Here is a 20,590-nt window from a genome sequence, read left to right on the forward strand (position 1 = left end):
ACAGTGGACGACCTGCTGGCGAGGCGTCGTTGCGCCACCGCGGACCCCGGCCTGCTGTCCGCACTGGACGACCCGATCCCGGTGGCGGGCCTGGAGCCGCCTGATGAAGCGAACCTGCGCTGGATGATCGGGACAGCGCTGGCCGACTTCCGGCGCTGGCTCGACGGCGAGCGCGCCTGGGCTGAGTGGCACGAGGTCGAACTCGATCCGGTGCAGGTTGCGGTCACCGCGCATCCGGTCCTGCCGTTCGCCGAAGTCGAGCGGCCCGCGGTGTTGCCGGCCGATCCGCACGCTCTCCTCGTCGACGACCGCACCGGGATCGTCCGCGGCCTCACCGACGTCGGGCATCACGCGTCGATCCCGCGGACGCTCACGACCGTGCGGGCCAATGTCTGCGACATCAGCCGGGTCAGCCCCTGGCGAAACGACCCGGTAGCGGGTGGCAGCACCTTCGGTGACCGGGAGGCCGCCGCCCGGGCCGCGGTCGGCGAGGCCGTCGAGCGCTACTGCGGCAATGTGGTCCAGCGTGAGCTGCTCACCAAGGCGACCTATTCCGAGCTGGCCGCGGCGGGCGAGCACGCCGTCGATCCCGACACCCTCGTCCTGTTCTCGGAACGCCAGTACGACACCCCGGGGTTCCCGTTCGTCCGCTTCACCCGTGACCTGCCCGTGCACTGGGTCCGCGGACACTCGGTCACGCGCGACGAGCCCGCCTGGGTACCGGCGAGCCTGGTTTACGCCAACTGGTTCACGCCGAGTTTCGCGGACGACCCGCCCACCAACGGGACGTTCTTCCCCGGCATCGCCGCCGGGCCCGACGTGGCCGCGGCGACCGCCGCCGGCCTGCAGGAGGTCGTCGAGCGGCACGCCACGATGACGTGGTGGCTCAACGCCGCCCGCCTGCCCGGCGCGCACCTGACGGCCGAGCTGCGAGCGGTGTGGCCGTCCAGTTACCGGCAGCGGCGCTGGCTCGTCCCGCTCGACAACGAGTTCGGGTTCCCGGTGCTCGCCGGCTGCGTCGAAGACCTCGACGACGGCCTCCTCACCGTCGGGTTCGCCGCCCGTCCCGACCCCGTCCAGGCCGGCCTGAAAGCCTGGACCGAGGCGCTCACCTTGCAGGACATCGGCCGCGACCTGATTGAGGAGCACGGCGGGTACCGGAAGGCCGCAGGCGCGGGCCGGATCGACGGCACCGGGCTCAAGCCGTGGCGCGCCGACCGGGGTTACCTCGACGACTTCCGCCGGGACTTCCGGGACGTCGTCGACCTCACCGCGCAGGTGCAGCTGCACCTCGACCCCCGGGCGCAGGACCTCATCCGGCCGTGGCTCGACGTCCCCGCCGAACGCCCGCTGCCGCCGCCGGCCGAAGAAGATCTGCGAGCCCTCGTCGAGCGGCGAGGCTATGAGGTGTTCCGGGCCGACATCACGACCCCGGACGTGCGCGCGGCGGGACTGCGGGTGGTGCGGACCCTCGTGCCCGGTCTGGTGCCGAACACCCCGGCCGCGTTCCCCGCCTTGGGACGTGGAGTGGTTGCGAACACCGCGGTCGAGCTGGGGTGGCGCGCCGAGCCGCTCGACGAGGCCGCGGTGAACCTGGTGCCGATGCCCCATGCCTGAGGTCGTCGGCCGAGCGGTGCGGCGAGTGGACATCGCGGACAAGGTGACCGGCCGGCAGCGTTTCCTGACCGACCGATCCTGGCCCGGGGACGTCTGGGCCCGGGTCGTCCGGTCGCCGCACCCGAAAGCCAAGCTGATCGAGCTGAAGATCGACGCACCCGGGGTGCTGGGCGTGTTCCTGCCCGAGGACGTTCCGGCGGGCCGGTTCAACCCGGCGCTCGCGCCGGACACACCGCAGCTGCGCGCGGCGTCGGACAAGAAGCTCCTGACGCGGGTGGCTCAGCACGTCGGTGACGGCGTCGCTTTGGTGCTGGCCGAGGACGCCGTCTCGGCGGAACGCGCGGTCGCCGCCGCCGAGGCGTCCTGGGAGGTCCGCGAAGCGCTGATGACGATCGACGCGGCGCTCGCCGGTGGCGCGGTCCTGGGACGCATGGGGTTCGGGGACGACGTCGAGCGGCCCCTGCGGGAGGCCGCGGTCGTGGTCGACGAGCGGTTCGAGGTCGCCGGGGCCCACCACGTCTGTCTCGAGACGCACAGCTGCCGGGCGGTCCCGACTCCGCATGGCGTCGAGATCTGGTCGAACACGCAGTCGCCAGGAGAGCTGCGGCACCTGGTGGCGCTCGTGCTCAGCCTGGCCGAGGCCGACGTCCGGGTACGAAAGGTCGACGAAGGCGGCGGATTCGGCCTGCGTCAGGACATGTACGAAGAGGCGCTGGTCGCCTGGGCCGCGCGTGAGCTCGGGCGTCCGGTGCGGCTTATTTACGACCGCGCCGAAGAATTCCGCGCGACTCGGCGGCGCCACGGCATGCGCGCCGACGTGAAGCTCGGCGCCGACGCGACCGGTCTGGTGACGGCCCTCGACGTCCGTGCCGTCGTCGACTCCGGTGCCTACGGCTCGCACGCGCCCTACGTGGCCAACGCGATTGCATTGGCCGGCCGGACGATGTATCCGCGCGCGGCTCACCACTTCTCCGGCGAGGTGGTCCGGACGAACACGTTGCCTGGTGGTGCGTACCGCGGCTACGGGGTCGCCCAGCTCGGGTTCGCCGTGGAGACCGCGGTCACCGGAGCCGCGCGCCGCCTGGGGATCGACCAGGTCGAGCTGCGGTGCCGCAACGCGCATCCTCGCCTGCGCGAGTGCCTCGAACGAGGCCGGGAGGCGTTCGGGTGGCCCCGCCGGGCCGAGCGCTCAGCAGACGTCCTGCGTGGTCACGGCGTCGCGATCGCCGTCAAGTCGACGGTGACCGGGGAGGACTCCGAGTTCAGCCAAGCCCGCGTCGAGTTCCGCAAGGACGGCGGCGCGACGTTGATCACCGGGACCTGCGACAGCGGCACTGGCTCCTCGACCGTCCTGGCCCAAGTGGTCGCCCAGGAACTCGGCATCCCCGTGGAGGCGGTCCGGGTCGTCGAGGGGGACACGGCCGTGACACCGGCCGACGTCGGGAGCGCGGCCCAGCGAAGCGTCTTCCTCGGTGCCGGAGCAGCCCGGAAGGCAGCTCGTGCTGTGCGTGCCGGTTTTCGGGACCCGGTCGTTTTCCGCGCGGATCGGGCGCCGGCCAGCTATTGTGCCTGCTTCGTCGGTGTCGCCGTCGATCTCGCGATCGGCACCGTCACCGTGGAAGACTGCCTGATGGTCACCGACTGTGGTCGCGTGTTGAATCCCGCCGGCGCGGCCGGGCAGGTCCAGGGCGGTGTGGCGCAGGGCATCGGTCTCGCCCTGGTTGACCACTGCCCACCGGAAGGAGTCACGACCATTCACGCCCATGGCGTGCCGACCAGCCTCGACGTACCGGATGTCCAGGCGTTGTTCGTCGACCGGCCGGTCGACGCTGCGCCGTACGGGGGCCTCGGCCTGGGTGAGTTGCCCATCGTGCCGGTCCCGGCGGCCGTGGCGGGGGCGATCGCGGACGCGACCGGCGTGCTCCCGACCTCGATCCCCCTGCGTCCGGACGTCGTTTGGGGCCTGCTCGCGGGAGCCGGCCGATGATCCGGGTGGACGCTCCGCGGCGGCTGCTCCAACCGCGGTCAGTCGACGAGGCGATGGAGATGTTGGCTGAGCACCCGGACGCCGTGATCGTGGCCGGCGGAACGCTCGCTGTGCCGGCTTGGCGAGCGGGACCCGTGCCGGAGACCGCGCTCTGCCTCGGCGCCATCCGGGAACTCGCCTACACGGCCGAGGCCGGCTGCGGTGCACTGTGCAGCCTGCGCGAAATCGCGGCGCGGCATCCGGACGCGGCGTGGGGAAGTGCGGCCGCGTCGATCGGCGGGCCGGCCCTGCGCGAACTCGCCACCGTAGGGGGCAATGTGGTGGCGGCGTCACCGGGCTGTGTCGCCGTCGCGTTGCTGGTGGCCGAGGCGCACGGAGACGCTTTCGACCTCCGATCGCGCCGCCGGATCCACCGCGTTCCCCTGGTCGAGTTATTTATCAACCGTAATCTTCTGCTATTGTCCCTGAACTGGGCGCCGGGTGGTCATACGGCATTCGCGAAAGCAGCCGTTCGTGCCGCCGGGGGACCGAACATCGCGAGCGTGGCGGTGCGCCGCACGGCGGCGCGCGCGGCTGTCGCCGTAGGCATGCCCGGCCGGCTGCCGGCGAGACTGCCGTCGGCGGAAAAGTGCTGGCTGGCTGGCGAAGGCCCGGCTGAGGTGGCCGCGCAGGCCGCCGCGGAACTGACCTTGAACGACGACGCCCCGGACACCCGCCACGGGCGAGCCGTGGCCGCGACGCTGGTGCGCCGCCTGATCGTCCGGTGCGAAGGGAGAACTGCCGATGTCACAGGCGGACGTCAACGGAGTGCCACGTGAACTGCCGGACGACGGCCGCAGCCTGGTCACGTGGCTGCGGGAACTGGGTTTGACGGGAACGAAGTCACCCTGCGGGAGTGGCCATTGCGGAGGGTGCACCGTCCTGCTCGACGAGAGGCCCGTGCTGTCGTGCATCGTCCTCGCGGCCACGACCCGGGGACGCCGGATCACGACGATCGAAGGTCTGGCGGAAAGGGAAGACGAGCTGCTGGAACAGTTCGCCGAACACAGTGCGGCGCAATGCGGCTTCTGCACCCCCGGAATGATCGTCGCCGCGCGGGCTCACCTGTCGCAACCTCATGAGCCGAGTGACGAGCGGCAAGCCGCTCGCCGGGCGTTGGCCGGGAATGTCTGCCGCTGTACCGGTTACACCCGCATCGTCGACGCGGTCTTGTCCTGTGAGTCCGCCGAGGAGGGAGCACCGTGCGCAAAGTGATCCACGACTTGGCGGTGGTCCGCCGGAACCCGGCCTTCCGCTGGTTCTGGCTGGGCATGCTGATCTCCCGCGCCGGCGACGCGTTCACCACCGTGGCTCTGTCCTGGCTCGTGCTCACCACCGCCGGCCCGGCCGAGCTCGGTGTCGTGCTGTTGTGCTTCGGCCTTCCCCGGATCTTCAGCGCGCCGATCGCCGGCCGGCTGCTGGATCGGTTCCAGCCGCGGGTGCTTCTCGGCTGGGACAACGCGTTGCGCGGCGTACTCGTCGCCTTGCTGCCCCTGTTGGCGGCCGTTGGGCTGCTGAACGTTCCGGCCATCTGCGTGATCGCGGCTGCCTGCGCCGCGCTGTCGGCAGTCACCGAGGTCGCCGAAGGCGCGCTGGTACCGCGGTTGGTCGAGGACTCCGACCTGGAGCCGGCGAACGCCTTGCTGGGGGCCAACTGGGAGCTCGCCTACATCGTCGGGCCACCGGTGTCCGGCCTGATCGTCGCCTTGACCGGGGCGTCACCCGCCCTGATCGTGGACGCGCTCTCATTCGGCTTGATGAGCCTGATCTGCTTCAAGCTCCCGCACGTTCGGATGACGTCGACCGAGCCGCCCGTCGGGTTCGTCGAGAAGTGGCTGGGCACCGGCGCGCTGTTCCGCCTCCCCGCTGTCCTCACGCTCACCCTGGCCACCGTCGGGTTCCTCTTCCTCAACGGCATGGTGGAGGTCTTTTACCCGGTCTTCAGCCGGGACGGGCTGCGCGCCGGCTCGAGCGCGTACGGACTGCTCGTCGGCGTGACGGGCGGGGGAGCGCTGCTCGGCGTCGTCTTCGGCCAGGCGTTGTCCCGCAACCTCCGTCCGACGGTCAAGATCGCGCTGGCCATCGGGGGTGGCGCGCCCTTCTTCGGTCTCCTGGCCCTTGCACACAACGTCGTGATCGCCGTCGTCCTGGTCGGCGTGGCGTCCTTCCTGTGGGGCCCCTACTACGTCGTCGAACGGTCACTGGTCCAGCGACTGATCCCGCCGGACTTGCGCGGGCAAGTGATGGGCGCGCGCACCGCGATCTCTTCACTGGGCTTCCCCCTGGGCAGTGCCGCCGCGGGCGCGATCATGGCCGGCGCAAGTATCGACGTCGTCATCCTCGCCATGACTCTGGCCTACGCCGCGCTCGCCCTCGTGCCGCTGCTGTCGAGCCCGGTCCGGAAAGCCGTGGCAGCGCAGCGGGCAGCTCAGAACTCGGCTGTTTCCCGGTAAGCGGCCGCTTGGATCTCGTACAGCTCGCTGTACAGTCCGCCGGCCGCTTGCAGCTGGTCGTGCGTACCTTGCTCGACGATGCGGCCGCCCTCGAGCACGACAATGCGGTCGGCGGAGCGAACGTTGGCGAGGCGGTGGGTGACGAGGATCGTCGTCCGGGTGCCTTCACCGGTCAGGCTCGCACTGCGCAGACCATCGAAGACCCGGGCTTCGGCGCGGGCGTCGAGGGCCGCGGTCGGCTCGTCCGCCACCAGCAGGGCGGCGTCCCGGTAGATACCACGTGCGACGCCGATCCGTTGCCACTGCCCGCCGGAGAGATCCTGACCTTCCTGGAACCGGCGAGACAGAAGCGTCTTTTCCTTGTACGGCAGGCCGTCGATCACCTCGTCGGCGCCCGACAGGGAGATGGCCTGCCGCCAGCCGAAGCCATCTCTGTCGTCTCGCGACAGTCGGCCGACCCGGATGTTGTTCTCCGCCGTCATCGGCCACTCGGCGGGGTTCTGCGCGATCACGGCGACCTGCTCGTGCGCGCTGAGCGGGTCGGCGGCGGCCAGGTCGACGTCGTCCCAGGTGACGGTTCCGCTGGTGGCGGGGAAGAGGCCGGTCAGCACCTTGCCGAGCGTCGTCTTCCCGGACCCGTTCTCTCCGACGAGGGCCACGACCTCCCCGCGCCGGATGGTGAGGTCCAGTTCGTGCAGCGCGGGCCGATCTTGCCCGGGGTAGGTGAACGACACGTTCGTCAAGCGGATGATTCGCGGGTCTTCCGGCGCCTTCAGCGCACGACGGGGCTGACGGCGGCGAACCGCTTCGTCGACCAGTTCACGGTACATCTCCAGGTGGAACGCGCCCTCGTGTAACTGGTTGATCTCGCGCAGACTGTTCGTCAACGCCGTTGCCGCGGTGCGCATCGCGAGCAGTGCGGTGCCGGCGACGGCCAGCGGCATCGCAGCGGTCCACAGGAGCAGCAGCAGGACTCCGTAGGCGGCCCCAGTGCCGACGCCGGCGATCGCGCGGCCCGCCAGTCGGATGCCGGTGCTGCGTCGGGCAAGACGGATCTCGTCGTACATCAACCCGTCGGCGATGCGGTCGTACTCGCTCTGCAGGCGATCCTGCAGGGTCAGGGCGTGGCGTTCGAGGGCAAAGTCCCGAGAGGTGGCGGCGGTGCCGACGACCGACTTGCGCATTTCGCGGGTGACGTTGTCGAGAAAGTGCCGTCGGTTGAGCCGGACGACCCGGCCGGACGCCCAGGCGTCGGCGGATGCTCCGAGCAGCAGCACGAGGGGTAGCCAGGGGTTGAGCAGGCCGGCCGTAACAAGGGCGGCGAGCATCGACACCGCGGCGCCGAACAGCCGCGCGACCTGCTGCACGCCCAAGCCGATGTATTCGACGCCGTCCTGGGAGCCGCGTCGGGCCAGCTCCTGGAAGTCCGCGTCTTCGAGGTCGAGCAGGCCGACGCGCAGTACGGCGGCCGTGACCGCGCCGTCGGCGGCGCGGATCACCCGCGGTCGCAGCGTCCCTTCGACCGCGCTCGCGGCCGACTCCATGACGGCTCGAGTCGCATAGGTCGCGATGACCAGGACCATCGCGGGCAGCGAAGCAGCCAGCTTGTCCAGGGTGGGCCCGTCCCGGAGCAAGGCCGAGAACACGTCGGCAGTCATCAGCAGCCCGTAGGCCGCGGCCACTCCCGACGCCGCGTGGGTCAGCGCGACGAACACGGCCAAGCGCCGGGAGGTCTTCCAGGCCAACCCGGCAATCATCGAAAACGCCGACGGTAAGGTCCGCACAGACCGCCATACCCCTGCCGAAGCGACATCCTCTCCGACCCGCGCCCATTTCGGCGTCGCCAGATTTTCGGCGCCGATGAGGGCCACGTGAGTTGGGCTGTTGTCGTCGTCGGGTCCTGCGCTGTCGCCCGCCACGAATCCCCCTTCGTCGCCGGTTCACGTCGGTTCGCAGATCACCAGCTTAGCTGGCAATCGCCTGGCACGAATGGCGGCCGGACTCCTTCTTCGGACATTTTCGAGACCGGTCGGCAAGCCCGGGTGCACGGGCGAAGGCAGGCTGAGGAGCTTGTTGGCGTCGGACGCGGAACCAAACAGGAGATCAATCAACTTGGCGAGTACTGGTCACCGGACGCGCAGATCGGAGGACAGGTGTCACAGAGCAGGCTCATCAGTGCAGGTCAAGGGGCTGGGTCGGCCGATCGGGTGAGGATGGTTCCGTGGGTGGCCGACATGACTGCTTCCTACTAGGTTGAGAGATGTCGACCTCGGTCGTGCCGGTTCGATGACCAGCGCTGCCAGGCCGTCGACTTGGGGAGGATGGGGATGAATCGCGTGCTTGCCGCGCCGTCCGGATGCGGTCGACCTGCTCGATAAGAGCCTGAATTGCCGCGGTTTCCGGGTTGATCGTGACTTCACCGCCTCTCCGGGTCACACGGCAACCGTGGCTGCTCGAAGGCGAAACGGAGAGAGCCTTGTGCTACTCGGACAAGCGTGACCTTCAAGGTGTGGATATCGAGATCGGACCCTTCGGCCCGATCGGTGACGCGCTGCGCAACGTGCTCGCGTCGATACAGCACAGCCGGCACCTGGACCGGCTGCCGGCTTCGGCGGAAGGGTGGACGACGGTTTCGTCGTTGGTGAGGCGGACGCCGATCACAGCTTTGTCGATGGGGCCGCCGACCGTGCGAGAAGTGCTTCCGCTTCCCGCACTCATCCCCGTGGGCCGGGGTGATCTGGTCACCGTCCCGGCCGAGCTCCGCCGCCGTACCGTCGTCTTCGCCGGCCGTCGGCGAGCCGGGGAAAGTCCGGCGTCGCCGAACCTGCATACGCGTGCGGTTCCGCTCGAGTTTCCGTGCGGCGTCCTGACGATCGAAGACACCCTGGCGGTGTTGTGGCAGCCCAAAGATCCCGCCCTGAAGGTGCTTTCGGGCGACCGCGAGCTGATCGGCACGTTCGCCTCACTGCACGACGCGTTGTGGTTGCTGCTGGGCCGAGAAGCGGAGGGAGTCCCGACGGCGGTCGCGCCACCCCGGCACCTGCGTCCGGTGCTCGACTCCCTGGCCGACGGGGTGACCGACCAGGCGGCTCAGCGAGTCCTGGCCCTGTCGTCGCGGACGTTCACCAGACGTGCGTCAGAACTTCTCGACCTCCTCGGCGCGCGGAGCCGGTTCCAAGCCGGTGCGGAGGCGTCGCGCCGTCGGTGGGTCTGATGTCCGGGTGGCCGGCCCGGCAGCTCCGGCCACCCGGCCGTTCAGCGGGCGACCAGGGGGATGTCCCAGGTGAGGCGGACCTCGCACCCGACCGGCAGTTCGGCCCACGTCCGGGCGGCTTCGGTCATCAGGCGGTCCAGTTCGGCGAGGTCCAGTCCGGCCGCCGGCGTCTCTGCGAGCTCGGGATGCTCCTCGATGATCTTAGCCCGCGCCTGCTCCGGTGACCGGCCCGCTTCGAGCGGGAGCACGCCTTCGACCGCGCCGACGAGGTCTTCGGCCACCTGGATCCGGGCCATCACGGATTGCTTGAGCGAAGCCGATCGTTTTGCCGCCGCAGCTTCGTCGCCGTCGAGCACACTCATGCCGCGAAAAAGTGCGCCACGGGCGATCGAGCCCCAATAGCCCCAATCGAGGCCGAGCTGTCGCTCGATCAGGAAATGGGAGAACTCGTGGGGTACCCGATGCGGGTGATCGCTGCCGAAAGCCAGGACGCGAGTGCCGTCGGATAGCTGTGCGGTCGATCGGTGACCGCCGGTTTCGGTTTTCTGCAACGAGATCTGCACGGGTACCTCCTGCTCAAAGACTTCGGATCGCTGCGAGCGTAACGGGGCTCTGGTGGCGTGTACGCCGCTTTGGCGGCTATTCGCCACCCGCTTGTGAAGTCATTGCCGATGGCGTCGAATGGCTGAATCATCGACGACCGGGAGGGGCTCCATGACGAATCCGGATATTACGAGAATGCGCCGCTCCGCACTGATGGCGGTGGTGAGCCGGGATCGACGTCGCCTCGCGGCCATGTTCGGTTTTATCCTTTTCCTGCACCTGCTGGGCTTCGGACTGATGCTGCTGGTAGCCCGTGGCGGCCCGGTGAACGCCGCCCACGGGTTCGGTGTCGGCGTCGGCCTCACCGCGTACGTGCTGGGCATGCGGCACGCCTTCGACGCCGATCACATCGTCGCCATCGACAACACCACCCGGAAACTGCTCGGAGAGGGCAGGCGACCGGTCTCGGTGGGCTTCTGGTTCTCCCTCGGCCATTCGACGGTCGTGCTTCTGCTTTGCCTGGCGCTCGGCCTGGGTGTCCGGGCGATCGCGGGTGGCGTGGTCGACGAGTCGTCCAGCCTGCACCAGGCCACCGGGATCTGGGGGTCGCTGGTCTCGGGCCTGTTCCTCTTGCTGATCGGCATCCTCAACGCGCGAGCGTTCGCCGGGATCTTCAAGGTTGCCCGCCGTGCCCGCAACGGTGACTACGACAGCGACGAGCTGGACCACCAGCTGCGGTCGCGCGGGTTTCTGGCCCGGATACTCGGCAAACTGACCAAGTCGGTGCGCAAGGAATGGCACATGCACCCGATCGGTCTCCTTTTCGGCCTCGGCTTCGATACCGCCACCGAAATCTCGCTCCTGATCCTGTCCAGCAGTGCCGCGGCCTTCGACCTGCCCTGGTACGCCTACCTCGCGCTGCCATTCCTCTTCGCTGCGGGCATGAGCCTGCTCGACACCATCGACGGCACCGTCATGATGGCAGCGTACGAGTGGGCGTTGCTCAGCCCTGCTCGCAGGATCTACTACAACCTGGTCATCACCGGGATTTCGGTCGCCACCGCTCTCATCGTCGGTGGCGTCGGACTGGGCCGCCTCCTCGGTGAGCAACTCGGCGTAACCTCGGGACCACTCGCGTGGGCCGGGCAGATCGACTTCGAGTACGTCGGTTACGGCATCGTCGCCCTGTTCCTGACGACGTGGATCGTGAGTGCGGCGGTGTGGCGGTTCGGCCGCATCGAAGAGCGCTTGCAGCCACGTCACGTCACCTCGAAGCCGGCTCGAGCTGTTGCGGGCTCCTGACCCGGTCTATTTGAGCGGTGGTGACCCAGTACCTCGTGAGCCGCCACCACCAATATCCTCGAGGTACTCCCACCGAACCGCCCGCGGCGGCCCCCGCTGATCGACATAGTGCGGTCATCGCGGCGGCCTACCAGCGAGACCAGGGACGCGCCGACCTTGAGCTGGTACCAGGTGGTCGACCGCGGCGTCCGGCGCGGCCGCCTCCCGGCGCCGTACCCGGCGGTGGCGGACAAGGGCTGCGCCAGCCTGCTGAAGAAGACGCTGGTGGGCTCGGACGGCCTGCCGAACATCACGGACATCGATGAGGGTGTCGATGTCGGCAAAGGTCGCGGTGCTCTCCAGCGAGAGTAGAAGTCCGCGCGGACGCCGATGACAATCTCGGCAGTGCCGAAGGGGCCCGGGGGACAGTGTCTCGGGAAAGGCTGTCCGCCTGTCTTCTGACCACTGTGCCGATGACTCGTGAATGACACTGGTCCGGAAGCAGGTGCTTCCCCCTCGTGACCGCATCTCACGCACTCACGAGGAGATGTCGCCGATCTCGATCCTGCATGGCCGACCATCCGGCAGCTGCATACTCTCGCGCGCACCGGCTGCAAGAATGGCTCGTTCGGCCCGAATGGCTGGCGCAGGACAGCAGCGTGTGGCCGCACGGTCGCCAAGATATGAACGCAGCGCCGAGCGGGTGCGTGGGGTGTGCGAAGCTGGTCCAGGATCGAAGGATCAGCCCCCTCCCCATCCGGAGAGCTGTGGCCTCGGACAGCGTCCGCTGCGTATGGTTACTCGCGGCATGGGCGGCCTGGTAGTCAAGGGAATGCTGCTGCATGCCGCTTGTGGTCGCGTCGGCTGTGGCGAGATCGCCATCGCCACCCTCGGTGTGGTGGTCCTGTCACCTGGTGTACACCTATGAATCACCGTGACGCCACTAGGCGGCTTTTCGTCCGACGGCAAGAATATGCGTGGATGAGCTGATGTTCTCTGCCATTGAACCGATATGGTAGGCGACTTCCCCCCATTGGCTGACCACGTCGCGCGGTGCCTTGGCAAGGTTGAGCTGACCCATGCTCGGAGCGGGGCCATCCATTCCGAATATACGGGCATCGCCGATTCCGCTGAGTTTCAATTCTTCTGCAGCCTGCTCTGGCGTTGAATAGTAGTGAACTCGCATCGCGTCCGGTATATGTTCGTCGGTGAAAACTCCGGTGGACAGAAAAGATTTCCAGTCGAAGATTCGTGCAATTACTGGTGCGGCTTCGAGCACCCAGCGCAACCCTCCAACTCGGGTGAAAAACTGGGCAACTACTGGTGCTCCTGGTTTTAGGGCGCGCAGTGTCTCGCGCAGAGTGGTCAATCGATCCGCCTGTTCTTTCAGGCAGTAGAGCGGGCCCATGATCAGAGCTGCGTCGGCAGTTGAATCTGTCCATGGCAATTGTCTGGCGTCGGCTACGGCAATAGAGTTCAGTGGAAATCTTGCTGTCGAGTTTCGTTGCTGTGCGTCGGCAACAAGTTCGGGAGTGATGTCACAGAGATCCACCCGATAGCCTGATTCGGCAAGTTGAAAAGCGTGCCGACCATTGCCGCCGCCAACGTCGATGACTTGGGCGGGTTGGCGCGGGAAGTACCTTGATAGAACTTTGGAGAGGACGTAGTCTTCAAGTCGAGCCGATTTGTCAAACCTGGACCATTGCTCGGCACTATTCCTTGTGTAAAAGTCGACTAGCTCGGTGTTGTCGGCAGTCATCTTGATCTCCTGACTTTTGAGCAAGCGTGATGCCATGATCGACTCGACAAGTCGAGGCTAAAATCATGCAAGCTTGCCGTCAACCTTGTGGCGAAGGATCGCCACAAGGTTGACGTTTGAGGGACTGCATGATCTCATTTTACCGTGATTTGGCGCTGACGCTCGTGTCGTGATGCGATAATCTTCCTGGATCCAAGGTGAATTCGGTCGCGTGAGTCGCGCGCAGGTTGGCGGATGGCCGATCGCGACAAGGACATGGAAATCCCGCTCTTCGGCGCCGACTCGCGGTAGGCGCCGAAGGCCGAACAGGTGAGGCGATCGTCGCCGGGGGCGCCGGTACCGCGACCGCGCTGATGAGCCTGGTCCGCCGCTGCCACGCCGAGGACCGGTCGCGGCGGATCGCCGTCTCGGCGCCCGCCCGGCGGAAGGTGGCCCTGCTCTGCCTTGAGGCGGTTCCTCCCGCTGCGGCCGGCCGGGTCTGAGGATGCCCGGCCGGCGATGCTTCCGGCTCGGGGCGGTGACCCGCCGTCCCGGCGGACGACCGTCGCCGCCCTCACCGGAGTCAAATTCCTCTCGTCGTCCGGCCTGTCCACCCAGCAGATCTTCGGCGACGCCGCCTGTGCTGCCGACGTCGCCTCGTTGGCAAGCAGACGCTGCGGGGTTCCGGTTCACCGTCTCAGCCCTCCTCCTCACTCATGTCGGGATCCCAGCGAGGACCGCCCTCGCTTCCGCGCATATGTGCGACACCCTGCTGTTGAGCAGCGTCTCGCCGGTCTCGTCGTTCATCTTGTAGAGGGGCTTGCCACAGTCGGGCTTGCCACAGCGGAACGCCGTGCCGTAGAGCTGGCGGACGGTCGCCAGGACAGGCTTCCTGTGCACGATCGGCTTGCGCTTCCCTTTTTGTCGAATCAGAGTCTGGCGCGGCGATGTCACCCGGATGCGCATGGGTGACGCCCGCACCCCATGCGTAACTCTATGTGTTGAAAAGTTGCTTTAATGGGTGGATCGATAGGTTCGATGGCGACGCGCGCGCACTGCTTGTACAACTCGACCGAGTTATCGGTTAGGCTTTTACTAGATGGCTCTCCGCACGGTCTGCGCAGCTCATAGACCTTACGTAGGGTTGTCGCAAGATCAGGTTCAGTGGCAAGGAACTCGAAAAGCATCCCCTTTGCGGGCCCTGCCAATGAACACGTTAGGTAACCGATCGGGTGAACGGTTCAGCCGGACTGACCGAGGCTACGCGCGAACGGTGTAAGGGGCGTGCGAGCGTTCCGGTCGAGACCCGACCGGACATCGGCGGCGAGATGCTGAACCGCCGGTTGCTCGCCGGTACGGGGCGGGGACGAATGATCGACGACGGCAATAGCGCCAGACCGGCGCAGGCCAGCGATGGAAAGGCAGCTCGGCAGGGATCGGCAGGTCCGGCCGGCTACGACGCAAACCTGACCAGCTTTATCGGTCGTACGGACTTGATCAGCGAAGCCACGGCCTTGCTGGATGACGCCCGCCTGCTGACACTGTTCGGCTTCGGAGGAGTCGGGAAAACCCGGCTCTTGGTGCGCCTGGCTACCGTACTCGCCGCGACCGACGACTATCCCGACGGAATCTGGGTCGTTCAGCTGCTCGACGTATCCGCGCAGGACGACGACTTGGTGGCAGCCGCCTGCGCGGACCAGCTCGGCATCCTCGACAACGCCGACGGACCACCGCTGGACAGGTTGACCGAGTTTCTTGCCCCGCGTCGTGCTCTGCCGATGCTGGACAACTGCGAACACCTCGTCGGTGACGAACCCAGGTCGGGGCCGGTTGCGCGGCTGCTGGCCACGCTGCTCCGGAAGGCGCCGTACCTGACGGTGGTGGCGACCAGCCGAGCCCGGGTCGGTGTCTCCGGCGAACATGTCCTGAGGATTCATCCACTTCCCCCGGACGACGCATTGCGCCTGCTGCGAGACCGGGCGCAGGCCGCCGGTACCCCCATCGCGGAGGAGGAGCTGCCGCTGGCCGCTCGGCTGTACGAGATCACCGATGGTCTGCCCCGAGCTATCGAGTTGGTTGCAGTCAATCTCGAGGTCGATGCGACGCTGCAGGAGATGGTAGCCGACCCCACGTTGATCCGGCGGCTCCCCGGTCCATCCGAACAACAGAACCACCGCACGATGGATGCGGTCATCCAGTGGTCCTTCGACCAGCTGGGCGAACGTCAGCAACGCACGCTGGAGCTGGTGTCGGTATTCGAAGGAGGCTTCGACCTCGAGGCCGCAACGGCGGTGTGTACGGACAATGGAATCAACGAGTCCGACGTCCACGGCCTGCTGACGTTCCTTAACGAGAAATCGCTCCTGCTGAACGAGCTGCCAGAGGTAGGTCTTGCTGTAGTGGGTCCTGGCCGCCATCGCCGACAGGCTGACACCGGCGGCGCCGCGCGCCGCCCGCATCCGTTCGCCCAGTTCGCTCATCGCTCCGCCTCGATACTGCACTCCACGCGCCGACCGACGCATCACTTTCCGTGACGTGTACCTTACCGGACTGGTGCGCGGCCAGATCAGCCGTAAAGCCAGGTCATCGACGTTGCCAGGCACTCGGCGGCGATCCCCGCCCCGGCAGCGGACAGCATCGCCGCGCCGCGGACGACCAGCGCGGCGTCCGCCGGAGCCCTCGCGAGCAACTGGTCGATCACGGTCTCGGCATCAGCGCCAACGTCGGCGGGATCGATGACGAGCGTCAAGGCGGGATCGTCAAGGTAGGGCCGCGCGCGGGTCGATGGGCGGGGGCAGGTCATCGTCGTCTTTCCGACGTCGGATTACGGCCGGCAGCTCGTCTGGCGGTCGGCGTAATCGCGGTGTCGCCGCTGCGGCACAGTCGGCTGGCTGGGGGGTGAGGACCTCCGCGGGATCGCTTGTGTCTGCGGCAAGTGCGGCATCTGGCAGTGAAAGATGCCGGTCTCGTAGGCGATGGCGACGGCGTGCGCGCGGTTGCGGGCTCCCAGCTTGGCGAAGATGTTCTTCATGTGGGTGCGGATGGTTTCGGGCGAGCGGAACTGTTTGAATCCGATCTGGATGTTGTTCAGACCCAGTGCGGCGTCACGGAGGACTTCTCGTTCGATGGCGGTCAGTTCGGTCGTGCGGGACATGCTCAGACCTCCGCGGATCTGTCGGCGAAGTGGGGGCCGGCCGAGCAGCGCGGCGCGAACGCTGCCCCGGCCGGTCCCGACCCGGGGTTCGGCGTGAGCCCGGGGAAAAGCGCACCGAACTTGGGACCCGGTTCATTCGGGTGGCCTACTGCGAGGCGGTGTGCAGACAGCGCGGGACGTCCACGCTTCGACACGACACCGATCGAGGCCGTCGTGTCGCGTCCTGGCGGGTGAGGACGTGGGTTACCGGCGGGCCGCGCCGACCCGGGCTGCGGTCGCGTCCAGCTCGGTCTCGACGTCGTCGGCGCGGGCGTGGTGCTGGAACAGCAGTCCGACGGTGGCCGCGCCCGGCGAGCCGTGGGCGTGGGCCAGGGCGCAGGCGGTGAGGTGGCGGTCGCCGCGGCGCATGGCGCTGGCCGCGATCAGCGTGGCCAACCGGGCCCGGATGTCGGGCTCGGTGCTGCCGCGGTAGAGGGCCATCCACAGCTGCTCGACCCGCTGCGGATCGAGATCGACCGGCGGCAGGAGCAGCGGCCCGTAGGTGGCGTTGTCGGCCAGCGCGGTGGCGACGGCAAAGGCCGCGACGTCGTCGATGAATTCGCCGCGGCTGGCCTGGGTGATGGCGTGGTCGACAGTCCGGCTGCCTTCGTCGCCGCGGTGCACCAGGAACGGCACGACGAGGCGGTCGAAGCGTCCGAGGCCTGCCGGAAGGGTTTCGCCGTGCTCGGTGAAAGCCAGACCCCAGGTCGGGGTGGGTGCGTCGCCGCCGAGCTGGACCGGCTGGGCGAAGTCGAGCTCGGCGCGGGCCGCGATGACGATGCCCAGATGGTGAGGGCGGCGGTAGTCGCGCCAGAGAGCGCCAGGCATGGTGTGCGGCGCCCAGTAGCGGCCGATGACGGTGTGCTCAGCCGGGCGGCGCAGGGTGGCCTCGAGTGCGGCAATCGCGGCCCGCAGCGGAAGCTATTTCCGGGGGCGCTCCTCGGCGATCATGACGACGACCACGTCGGAGTCGTGGTCAGCCGGTAACGCGCGCCGCACGTGCTCGGCGATTTCGCTCGTGGTCATGCCTCGTACGCGGGAGGCGGGAAACGCCGCTCCGAGAGGCGAGACGAGCTGCCCGCGCGTGGTGCGGTGCGCGCGGGCGGGCAACGTGATGACGTGCAGGGTGTCGGTGGCGGTGTCGGGCAGCGATCCGATCAGTTCACCCGGGGTCAGGTACTGGGCCACGGTCGGTGCTCCTTGGCTGAGCTCCCCGGCGTGTGGGCCGGAGGAGGCGGTGGCGGCTCAGGGAGGCGTGAGCCGCCACCGCCCGAGCGCGCGCCCGACGGCGGCCCGGTGGTGCTCGGGTAGGGACGAGATCCCCATCCGGTCCGGGTCGCCGTCGGGGTGCGCGCTAGCGTCAGTCGGCCGCACCCTCCAGCGCCGCCGGTCCGCCGTCTGCCTCCCCGGTCTCGTCGAACACCGCGGTGATGTCGTCGACGCACGTGATCAAGCGGGCGGTGCCATCCTGAACAGCCCGCGGTAGGTGAACCGGACCAGCACATCCGCCAGCTGCGCCTCGCGCAGAGCCGAGAGCCCGGCCCGGCTCATCGCGGCAGCTCCGGCCCGGCAGGGCGCCGCTGCGCAGCACGTCGTACTTCGGCCTGGTCGAAGCGCCGGCGGAACAGGTCGGTGCCCTCGGTGCCTTCCACCCGGATCCGGTCGAACAGCTTCACCCGCGGTGCGTTGCGGCCGCCCGGGTTGCACTCGGTCGCATCGGGCTCACCGAGCAGCTCGGTGATCATCGCGCGGCTCCACCCGCGCTCCCGCAACTCGGCTACGCCCACGTACGGGCCGCAGCCGGGGATCCCGATCGCACTCCACCGCGCATTCATCGCTGTCCACTTCCTCGTGCCTGGTGATTGACAGGCCAAGACACAACCGCACCACCAGGGCGGCGTCGACCCGAAACACGAATGCACGGCTTGACCCTCGGTTCACCCGATCCGGGCACGCCGGCGGTGGGCAGCACGGGTCGTGGACGGTCGAGGTGCTCGGGCGGCGTGCTCGCCGACCGTCATGCCCGCCGGGGCTCCCGGACTCGAGGTCGGGCGATCCGGTTCGTTGAGCGCTGACAACCCGGGGGACGCGGCAAGGTGCGCTCTGGTGTCGGTCCCGGCGGATACCCTGGCGGCCATGGACGTGACCGCGGTGTCGGCACCCGAGCCGGAACCACCGGGCACCGGGCGGATCGCGGACCTCGTCGCGGCATACACGCCCTTGAGCCCGCTTGGGAAGCAGCAGCTACGCGGCAACTGTCCGTTCTGCCGGTCGCCGATGTTCCGTGTCCGGCCCCGCCACAACACGTTCCACTGCTTCAGCTGCGGTGCCGGGGGCGACGCCCGGATGTTCGCGGCTAAGATCGGCCATCAGCCCTGACCGCGGACACTGGCTCCGGGGCGGCATCGGCAGCCTGTTCCTCGACGTGGCTGGCCCGGGAAAGTGCACAGCCCCGGCGGCATGACCGGTAGGTCAGGGGCGCATCCGGGGCTATCCGAGAACGACTGTAGCAAGTCAGCCGAGGGCACCGCCGCCGCTATGCGTCCGGCGGGGTGCCGTCGTCGTGCTGGGGCCTTCGGCTCAGGTGGTCACCGCGGCGAACGCCTCCGCGAGGGCGGCTTCGCGGCCGATCGTGTCGTAGGCGCGCAGCTGGATCGGCACGCTCTGGATGTTGACGGTGGTGTAGCGGCTCGGGTCGGCGGCACCGTTGTGGACGAACACCACGTCGCCGGGCTGGAAAAGCCGCGCGTGCTCGCCGTCGGAGGCCAGTTCGAGCAGTTCGTTGACAACCTCCATGTTGTGCGGGCCGCGGTCCCAGTCCAGGGAGAACCCGCCGGAGGCGGTTTCCCAGAACCGGAAGTTCTTGGCGCCTTCGAGGATGCCCGGCGTGCCGGTGTCGAACAGGGCCGACATCAGCCGGCCGAGGACTTCGTAGTGGTGGGGTGTCCACCGCGGTTCAAGGGTCACGAGCACCACGATCGCGGCCGCGCTGCGGAATCGATCCGTTGACGCGCCGTGAGGGTGCCGAGGTCCGCTCGACCAGGTGAAACAGGGGGCGACGGTCTCCGAGGAGCGGGCACGGGCACCTATCGTCGGTAGCCGTGACGCACGACGGGGACGAGGCAGGGGAAGCCGGGCCGCACGAGCATCGGGAGGCGGTACGGCTGGTCCGGGCCGCTGAAGGGCGCCGCGGGAGCGTCTTCGGCCGATGGGGGCCGGACGACGTGCGCCAGCGCGGGTACCAGCTGGCGTTGCTGATCGACTTCGAGAACGTGGTGCTGGGCGCGGCCGCGACGTTGCCGGAGCGGGAGGAGCCGGTTCCGGCCCGGGCGTTGACGTGGTTGTGCCGGGCGTACGGGCCGACGACGATCCGCCGCGCTTACGCCGACTGGGCGGACCTCAGGTTCGGTCGCTACCAGCACGTGCTCGAGCGCAACGGGGTCGACCTGGTGCAGCTCGGGCACGGGCCGTCCCGCAAGAACGGCGCGGACATCCGGATGACCGTGGACGCGATGGAGACGCTGATCGTGCACCCGTCGGTGGATGCGTTCGTGCTGGCCAGCGGTGACAGCGACTTCTCGCCGCTGGTGTCGAAGCTGCGGGAGTTCGGCAAGCACGTGATCGGGGTCGGTGCGGAGACTTCGGCCAGTGCGCGGCTGGTGTCGGTGTGCTCGGAGTACAAGCTGTGGGGCTCGATCGTCGCGCGCACCGACCCGCAGCCGACCACCGCCGTCCCTGCGGGGCAGCCGGGGTACCGGCTCGCCGACGCCGAGGAGCTGCTGGTGACCGCGATGGGGCAGGCCGCGTCGGCGGTCCTGACCGCCTCGGCGGTGAAGTCGAAGATGGTGACGCTGGACCCGGCGTTCGACGAGGCCAACTACGGGTGCGCGAGCTTCCGCGAGTTCCTGGCCCGGCTGGGGCATCGCGTCCACGTCGTCGGCCGCCGCGGCGGCGACATCACCCTGGCCCTCTCCACGCCCGCTTCGCGGCCGCTGGAGAGCTCCGCCGCCGGCTGAACCGGCAAGGTCGCCGAATCAGGGCCGTGTCGAAGCCGCAGCTGGTCGTGTCGCCGGCGCTAGGGTTCCTGGATGGATGCCGTAGACGCTGAGCTGGCGATCACCGCGACGGAGGCCAGCGAGAAGGTCCTGTCGCTGCTGCCCTCGCACCATCTCCTGGAGGCCCCGTACGACGGCGTCTGCGACCTGGCATCCCTGGCAACGGGTCTCCGCGCACAGCAGCGAGTTCTCGAAGACGCGGTTGCTGCGTACCCGCGGCCGCTGGTGTCGGGTCGGCTGGATGAGCCGGGCCTTATCGCGACCTCGCTGATCAGCCTTATCGGTCGGCTTTCGCGCGTATCGCTGCTGCTGCACGGGCTCGCCGGGACCACCGGCGACGCATGACAACGGTTCGGCGCGACGAGGTGCCGAAAGTGGCCGATGCGGCAAGCGCCGTCATCGCCGCGGTGACGCCGCACAACTTCGCGAGCATCCGCAGCTTCATGGACAACGAGTGGCTCGGCCCTGTG

21 protein-coding genes and 2 pseudogenes are annotated in these 20,590 nt (G+C 68.5%); 12 read left to right on the top strand and 11 right to left on the bottom strand.

The window, feature by feature from the left end:
• Window positions 1–3: 3 nt before the first annotated feature.
• The 5 genes from C2L59_RS12890 to C2L59_RS12910 are packed head-to-tail and all read left to right on the top strand — an operon-like array spanning window position 4 to window position 6,096.
• Window positions 4–1,617 carry a YcaO-like family protein gene (locus tag C2L59_RS12890; RefSeq protein WP_103349754.1) on the top strand — a complete coding sequence of 538 codons (1,614 nt, stop codon included), beginning with the start codon at window positions 4–6 and terminating at the stop codon, window positions 1,615–1,617.
• Window positions 1,610–3,604, top strand: coding sequence for a xanthine dehydrogenase family protein molybdopterin-binding subunit (locus C2L59_RS12895; RefSeq protein ID WP_103349755.1), 1,995 nt, complete (start codon window positions 1,610–1,612; stop codon window positions 3,602–3,604). Before C2L59_RS12890 ends, C2L59_RS12895 begins: the two co-directional genes overlap by 8 nt.
• The gene (locus tag C2L59_RS12900) at window positions 3,601–4,422 is read left to right on the top strand and encodes an FAD binding domain-containing protein (RefSeq protein WP_103349756.1); all 822 of its coding nucleotides are present in this window, start codon (window positions 3,601–3,603) and stop codon (window positions 4,420–4,422) included. The genes C2L59_RS12895 and C2L59_RS12900 overlap by 4 nt, the downstream gene beginning before the upstream one ends.
• Window positions 4,388–4,858 (top strand): (2Fe-2S)-binding protein, encoded by a 471-nt coding sequence (locus tag C2L59_RS12905; RefSeq protein ID WP_103349757.1) that lies wholly within the window; start codon window positions 4,388–4,390, stop codon window positions 4,856–4,858. Before C2L59_RS12900 ends, C2L59_RS12905 begins: the two co-directional genes overlap by 35 nt.
• Window positions 4,846–6,096, top strand: coding sequence for an MFS transporter (locus C2L59_RS12910; protein ID WP_146060349.1), 1,251 nt, complete (start codon window positions 4,846–4,848; stop codon window positions 6,094–6,096). The genes C2L59_RS12905 and C2L59_RS12910 overlap by 13 nt, the downstream gene beginning before the upstream one ends.
• Here C2L59_RS12910 and C2L59_RS12915 read toward each other — a convergent pair.
• Window positions 6,072–8,015: an ABC transporter ATP-binding protein gene (locus C2L59_RS12915; protein ID WP_233223448.1), complete on the bottom strand. Its 1,944-nt coding sequence runs from the start codon at window positions 8,013–8,015 to the stop codon at window positions 6,072–6,074. The genes C2L59_RS12910 and C2L59_RS12915 overlap by 25 nt on opposite strands.
• Window positions 8,016–8,818: 803 nt before the next feature.
• Between C2L59_RS12915 and C2L59_RS12920 the strand changes: the two genes are divergently transcribed.
• Window positions 8,819–9,310, top strand: a complete 492-nt coding sequence (locus tag C2L59_RS12920) for a hypothetical protein (protein ID WP_146060350.1) — start codon at window positions 8,819–8,821, stop codon at window positions 9,308–9,310.
• Between the two features lie 41 nt (window positions 9,311–9,351).
• On the opposite strand, the gene C2L59_RS47035 is transcribed toward C2L59_RS12920, so the two are convergent.
• Complete coding sequence (locus C2L59_RS47035) at window positions 9,352–9,873, bottom strand: hypothetical protein (protein WP_146060351.1); 522 nt, start codon at window positions 9,871–9,873, stop codon at window positions 9,352–9,354.
• Between the two features lie 151 nt (window positions 9,874–10,024).
• On the opposite strand from C2L59_RS47035, the gene C2L59_RS12930 reads away from it, so the two are divergent.
• Together C2L59_RS12930 and C2L59_RS12935 are read left to right on the top strand one after the other, a co-directional pair.
• On the top strand, window positions 10,025–11,155 hold the full coding sequence (locus C2L59_RS12930; RefSeq protein WP_233223449.1) for a HoxN/HupN/NixA family nickel/cobalt transporter: 1,131 nt from the start codon (window positions 10,025–10,027) through the stop codon (window positions 11,153–11,155).
• 156 nt (window positions 11,156–11,311) lie between these two features.
• A complete protein-coding gene (locus C2L59_RS12935) occupies window positions 11,312–11,506 on the top strand; it encodes a hypothetical protein (protein ID WP_146060352.1) in 195 nt (64 codons plus the stop codon).
• Window positions 11,507–12,077: 571 nt separating this feature from the next.
• On the opposite strand, the gene C2L59_RS12940 is transcribed toward C2L59_RS12935, so the two are convergent.
• Together C2L59_RS12940 and C2L59_RS12945 are read right to left on the bottom strand one after the other, a co-directional pair.
• Window positions 12,078–12,893, bottom strand: coding sequence for a class I SAM-dependent methyltransferase (locus C2L59_RS12940; protein WP_158263062.1), 816 nt, complete (start codon window positions 12,891–12,893; stop codon window positions 12,078–12,080).
• 693 nt (window positions 12,894–13,586) lie between these two features.
• Window positions 13,587–13,838 (bottom strand): hypothetical protein, encoded by a 252-nt coding sequence (locus tag C2L59_RS12945; protein WP_146060353.1) that lies wholly within the window; start codon window positions 13,836–13,838, stop codon window positions 13,587–13,589.
• A 404-nt stretch (window positions 13,839–14,242) separates the two neighbouring features.
• Here C2L59_RS12945 and C2L59_RS50325 point away from each other — a divergent pair.
• A pseudogene (locus tag C2L59_RS50325) lies at window positions 14,243–15,070 on the top strand (NB-ARC domain-containing protein); the annotation flags it as partial.
• A 213-nt stretch (window positions 15,071–15,283) separates the two neighbouring features.
• On the opposite strand, the pseudogene C2L59_RS50330 reads toward C2L59_RS50325, so the two are convergent.
• The 6 genes and pseudogenes from C2L59_RS50330 to C2L59_RS12975 all read right to left on the bottom strand — a co-directional run.
• Window positions 15,284–15,394 (bottom strand): annotated as a pseudogene (locus C2L59_RS50330) (hypothetical protein); the annotation flags it as partial.
• A 44-nt stretch (window positions 15,395–15,438) separates the two neighbouring features.
• Window positions 15,439–15,621 carry a hypothetical protein gene (locus C2L59_RS12955; protein ID WP_146060355.1) on the bottom strand — a complete coding sequence of 61 codons (183 nt, stop codon included), beginning with the start codon at window positions 15,619–15,621 and terminating at the stop codon, window positions 15,439–15,441.
• Between the two features lie 75 nt (window positions 15,622–15,696).
• Entirely contained in the window at window positions 15,697–16,026 is a 330-nt protein-coding gene (locus C2L59_RS12960) for a response regulator transcription factor (protein WP_103349768.1), read from the bottom strand.
• Window positions 16,027–16,269: 243 nt separating this feature from the next.
• Complete coding sequence (locus C2L59_RS12965; protein WP_103349769.1) at window positions 16,270–16,893, bottom strand: DUF4192 family protein; 624 nt, start codon at window positions 16,891–16,893, stop codon at window positions 16,270–16,272.
• A gap of 93 nt (window positions 16,894–16,986) precedes the next feature.
• Entirely contained in the window at window positions 16,987–17,253 is a 267-nt protein-coding gene (locus tag C2L59_RS12970) for a hypothetical protein (protein WP_103349770.1), read from the bottom strand.
• A 359-nt stretch (window positions 17,254–17,612) separates the two neighbouring features.
• Window positions 17,613–17,810, bottom strand: coding sequence for a hypothetical protein (locus C2L59_RS12975; protein WP_103349771.1), 198 nt, complete (start codon window positions 17,808–17,810; stop codon window positions 17,613–17,615).
• Between the two features lie 391 nt (window positions 17,811–18,201).
• Here C2L59_RS12975 and C2L59_RS49820 point away from each other — a divergent pair, with 391 nt between their 5' ends.
• Window positions 18,202–18,444 carry a CHC2 zinc finger domain-containing protein gene (locus tag C2L59_RS49820; protein ID WP_103349906.1) on the top strand — a complete coding sequence of 81 codons (243 nt, stop codon included), beginning with the start codon at window positions 18,202–18,204 and terminating at the stop codon, window positions 18,442–18,444.
• A gap of 201 nt (window positions 18,445–18,645) precedes the next feature.
• Here C2L59_RS49820 and C2L59_RS12985 read toward each other — a convergent pair whose 3' ends face one another.
• On the bottom strand, window positions 18,646–19,032 hold the full coding sequence (locus C2L59_RS12985) for a hypothetical protein (RefSeq protein ID WP_146060356.1): 387 nt from the start codon (window positions 19,030–19,032) through the stop codon (window positions 18,646–18,648).
• 134 nt (window positions 19,033–19,166) lie between these two features.
• Between C2L59_RS12985 and C2L59_RS12990 the strand changes: the two genes are divergently transcribed.
• Both C2L59_RS12990 and C2L59_RS12995 read left to right on the top strand, forming a co-directional pair.
• A complete protein-coding gene (locus tag C2L59_RS12990) occupies window positions 19,167–20,081 on the top strand; it encodes an NYN domain-containing protein (protein ID WP_233223450.1) in 915 nt (304 codons plus the stop codon).
• Between the two features lie 72 nt (window positions 20,082–20,153).
• On the top strand, window positions 20,154–20,465 hold the full coding sequence (locus C2L59_RS12995) for a hypothetical protein (protein WP_103349773.1): 312 nt from the start codon (window positions 20,154–20,156) through the stop codon (window positions 20,463–20,465).
• Window positions 20,466–20,590: the final 125 nt, after the last annotated feature.

Source organism: Amycolatopsis sp. CA-128772 (assembly GCF_002904295.1).
Taxonomy (GTDB): domain Bacteria; phylum Actinomycetota; class Actinomycetes; order Mycobacteriales; family Pseudonocardiaceae; genus Amycolatopsis.

What these genes read in the sequence shown, in the direction of transcription:
- C2L59_RS12975 (WP_103349771.1), bottom strand. Translation starts at nt 17,810, where the DNA reads ATGATCACCGAGCTGCTCGGTGAGCCCGATGCGACCGAGTGCAACCCG.
- C2L59_RS49820 (WP_103349906.1), top strand. Translation starts at nt 18,202, where the DNA reads ATGGACGTGACCGCGGTGTCGGCACCCGAGCCGGAACCACCGGGCACC.
- C2L59_RS12905 (WP_103349757.1), top strand. Translation starts at nt 4,388, where the DNA reads ATGTCACAGGCGGACGTCAACGGAGTGCCACGTGAACTGCCGGACGAC.
- C2L59_RS12940 (WP_158263062.1), bottom strand. Translation starts at nt 12,893, where the DNA reads ATGACTGCCGACAACACCGAGCTAGTCGACTTTTACACAAGGAATAGT.
- C2L59_RS12965 (WP_103349769.1), bottom strand. Translation starts at nt 16,893, where the DNA reads ATGCCTGGCGCTCTCTGGCGCGACTACCGCCGCCCTCACCATCTGGGC.
- C2L59_RS12945 (WP_146060353.1), bottom strand. Translation starts at nt 13,838, where the DNA reads ATGCGCATCCGGGTGACATCGCCGCGCCAGACTCTGATTCGACAAAAA.
- C2L59_RS12895 (WP_103349755.1), top strand. Translation starts at nt 1,610, where the DNA reads ATGCCTGAGGTCGTCGGCCGAGCGGTGCGGCGAGTGGACATCGCGGAC.
- C2L59_RS12930 (WP_233223449.1), top strand. Translation starts at nt 10,025, where the DNA reads ATGACGAATCCGGATATTACGAGAATGCGCCGCTCCGCACTGATGGCG.
- C2L59_RS12960 (WP_103349768.1), bottom strand. Translation starts at nt 16,026, where the DNA reads ATGTCCCGCACGACCGAACTGACCGCCATCGAACGAGAAGTCCTCCGT.
- C2L59_RS12995 (WP_103349773.1), top strand. Translation starts at nt 20,154, where the DNA reads ATGGATGCCGTAGACGCTGAGCTGGCGATCACCGCGACGGAGGCCAGC.
- C2L59_RS12900 (WP_103349756.1), top strand. Translation starts at nt 3,601, where the DNA reads ATGATCCGGGTGGACGCTCCGCGGCGGCTGCTCCAACCGCGGTCAGTC.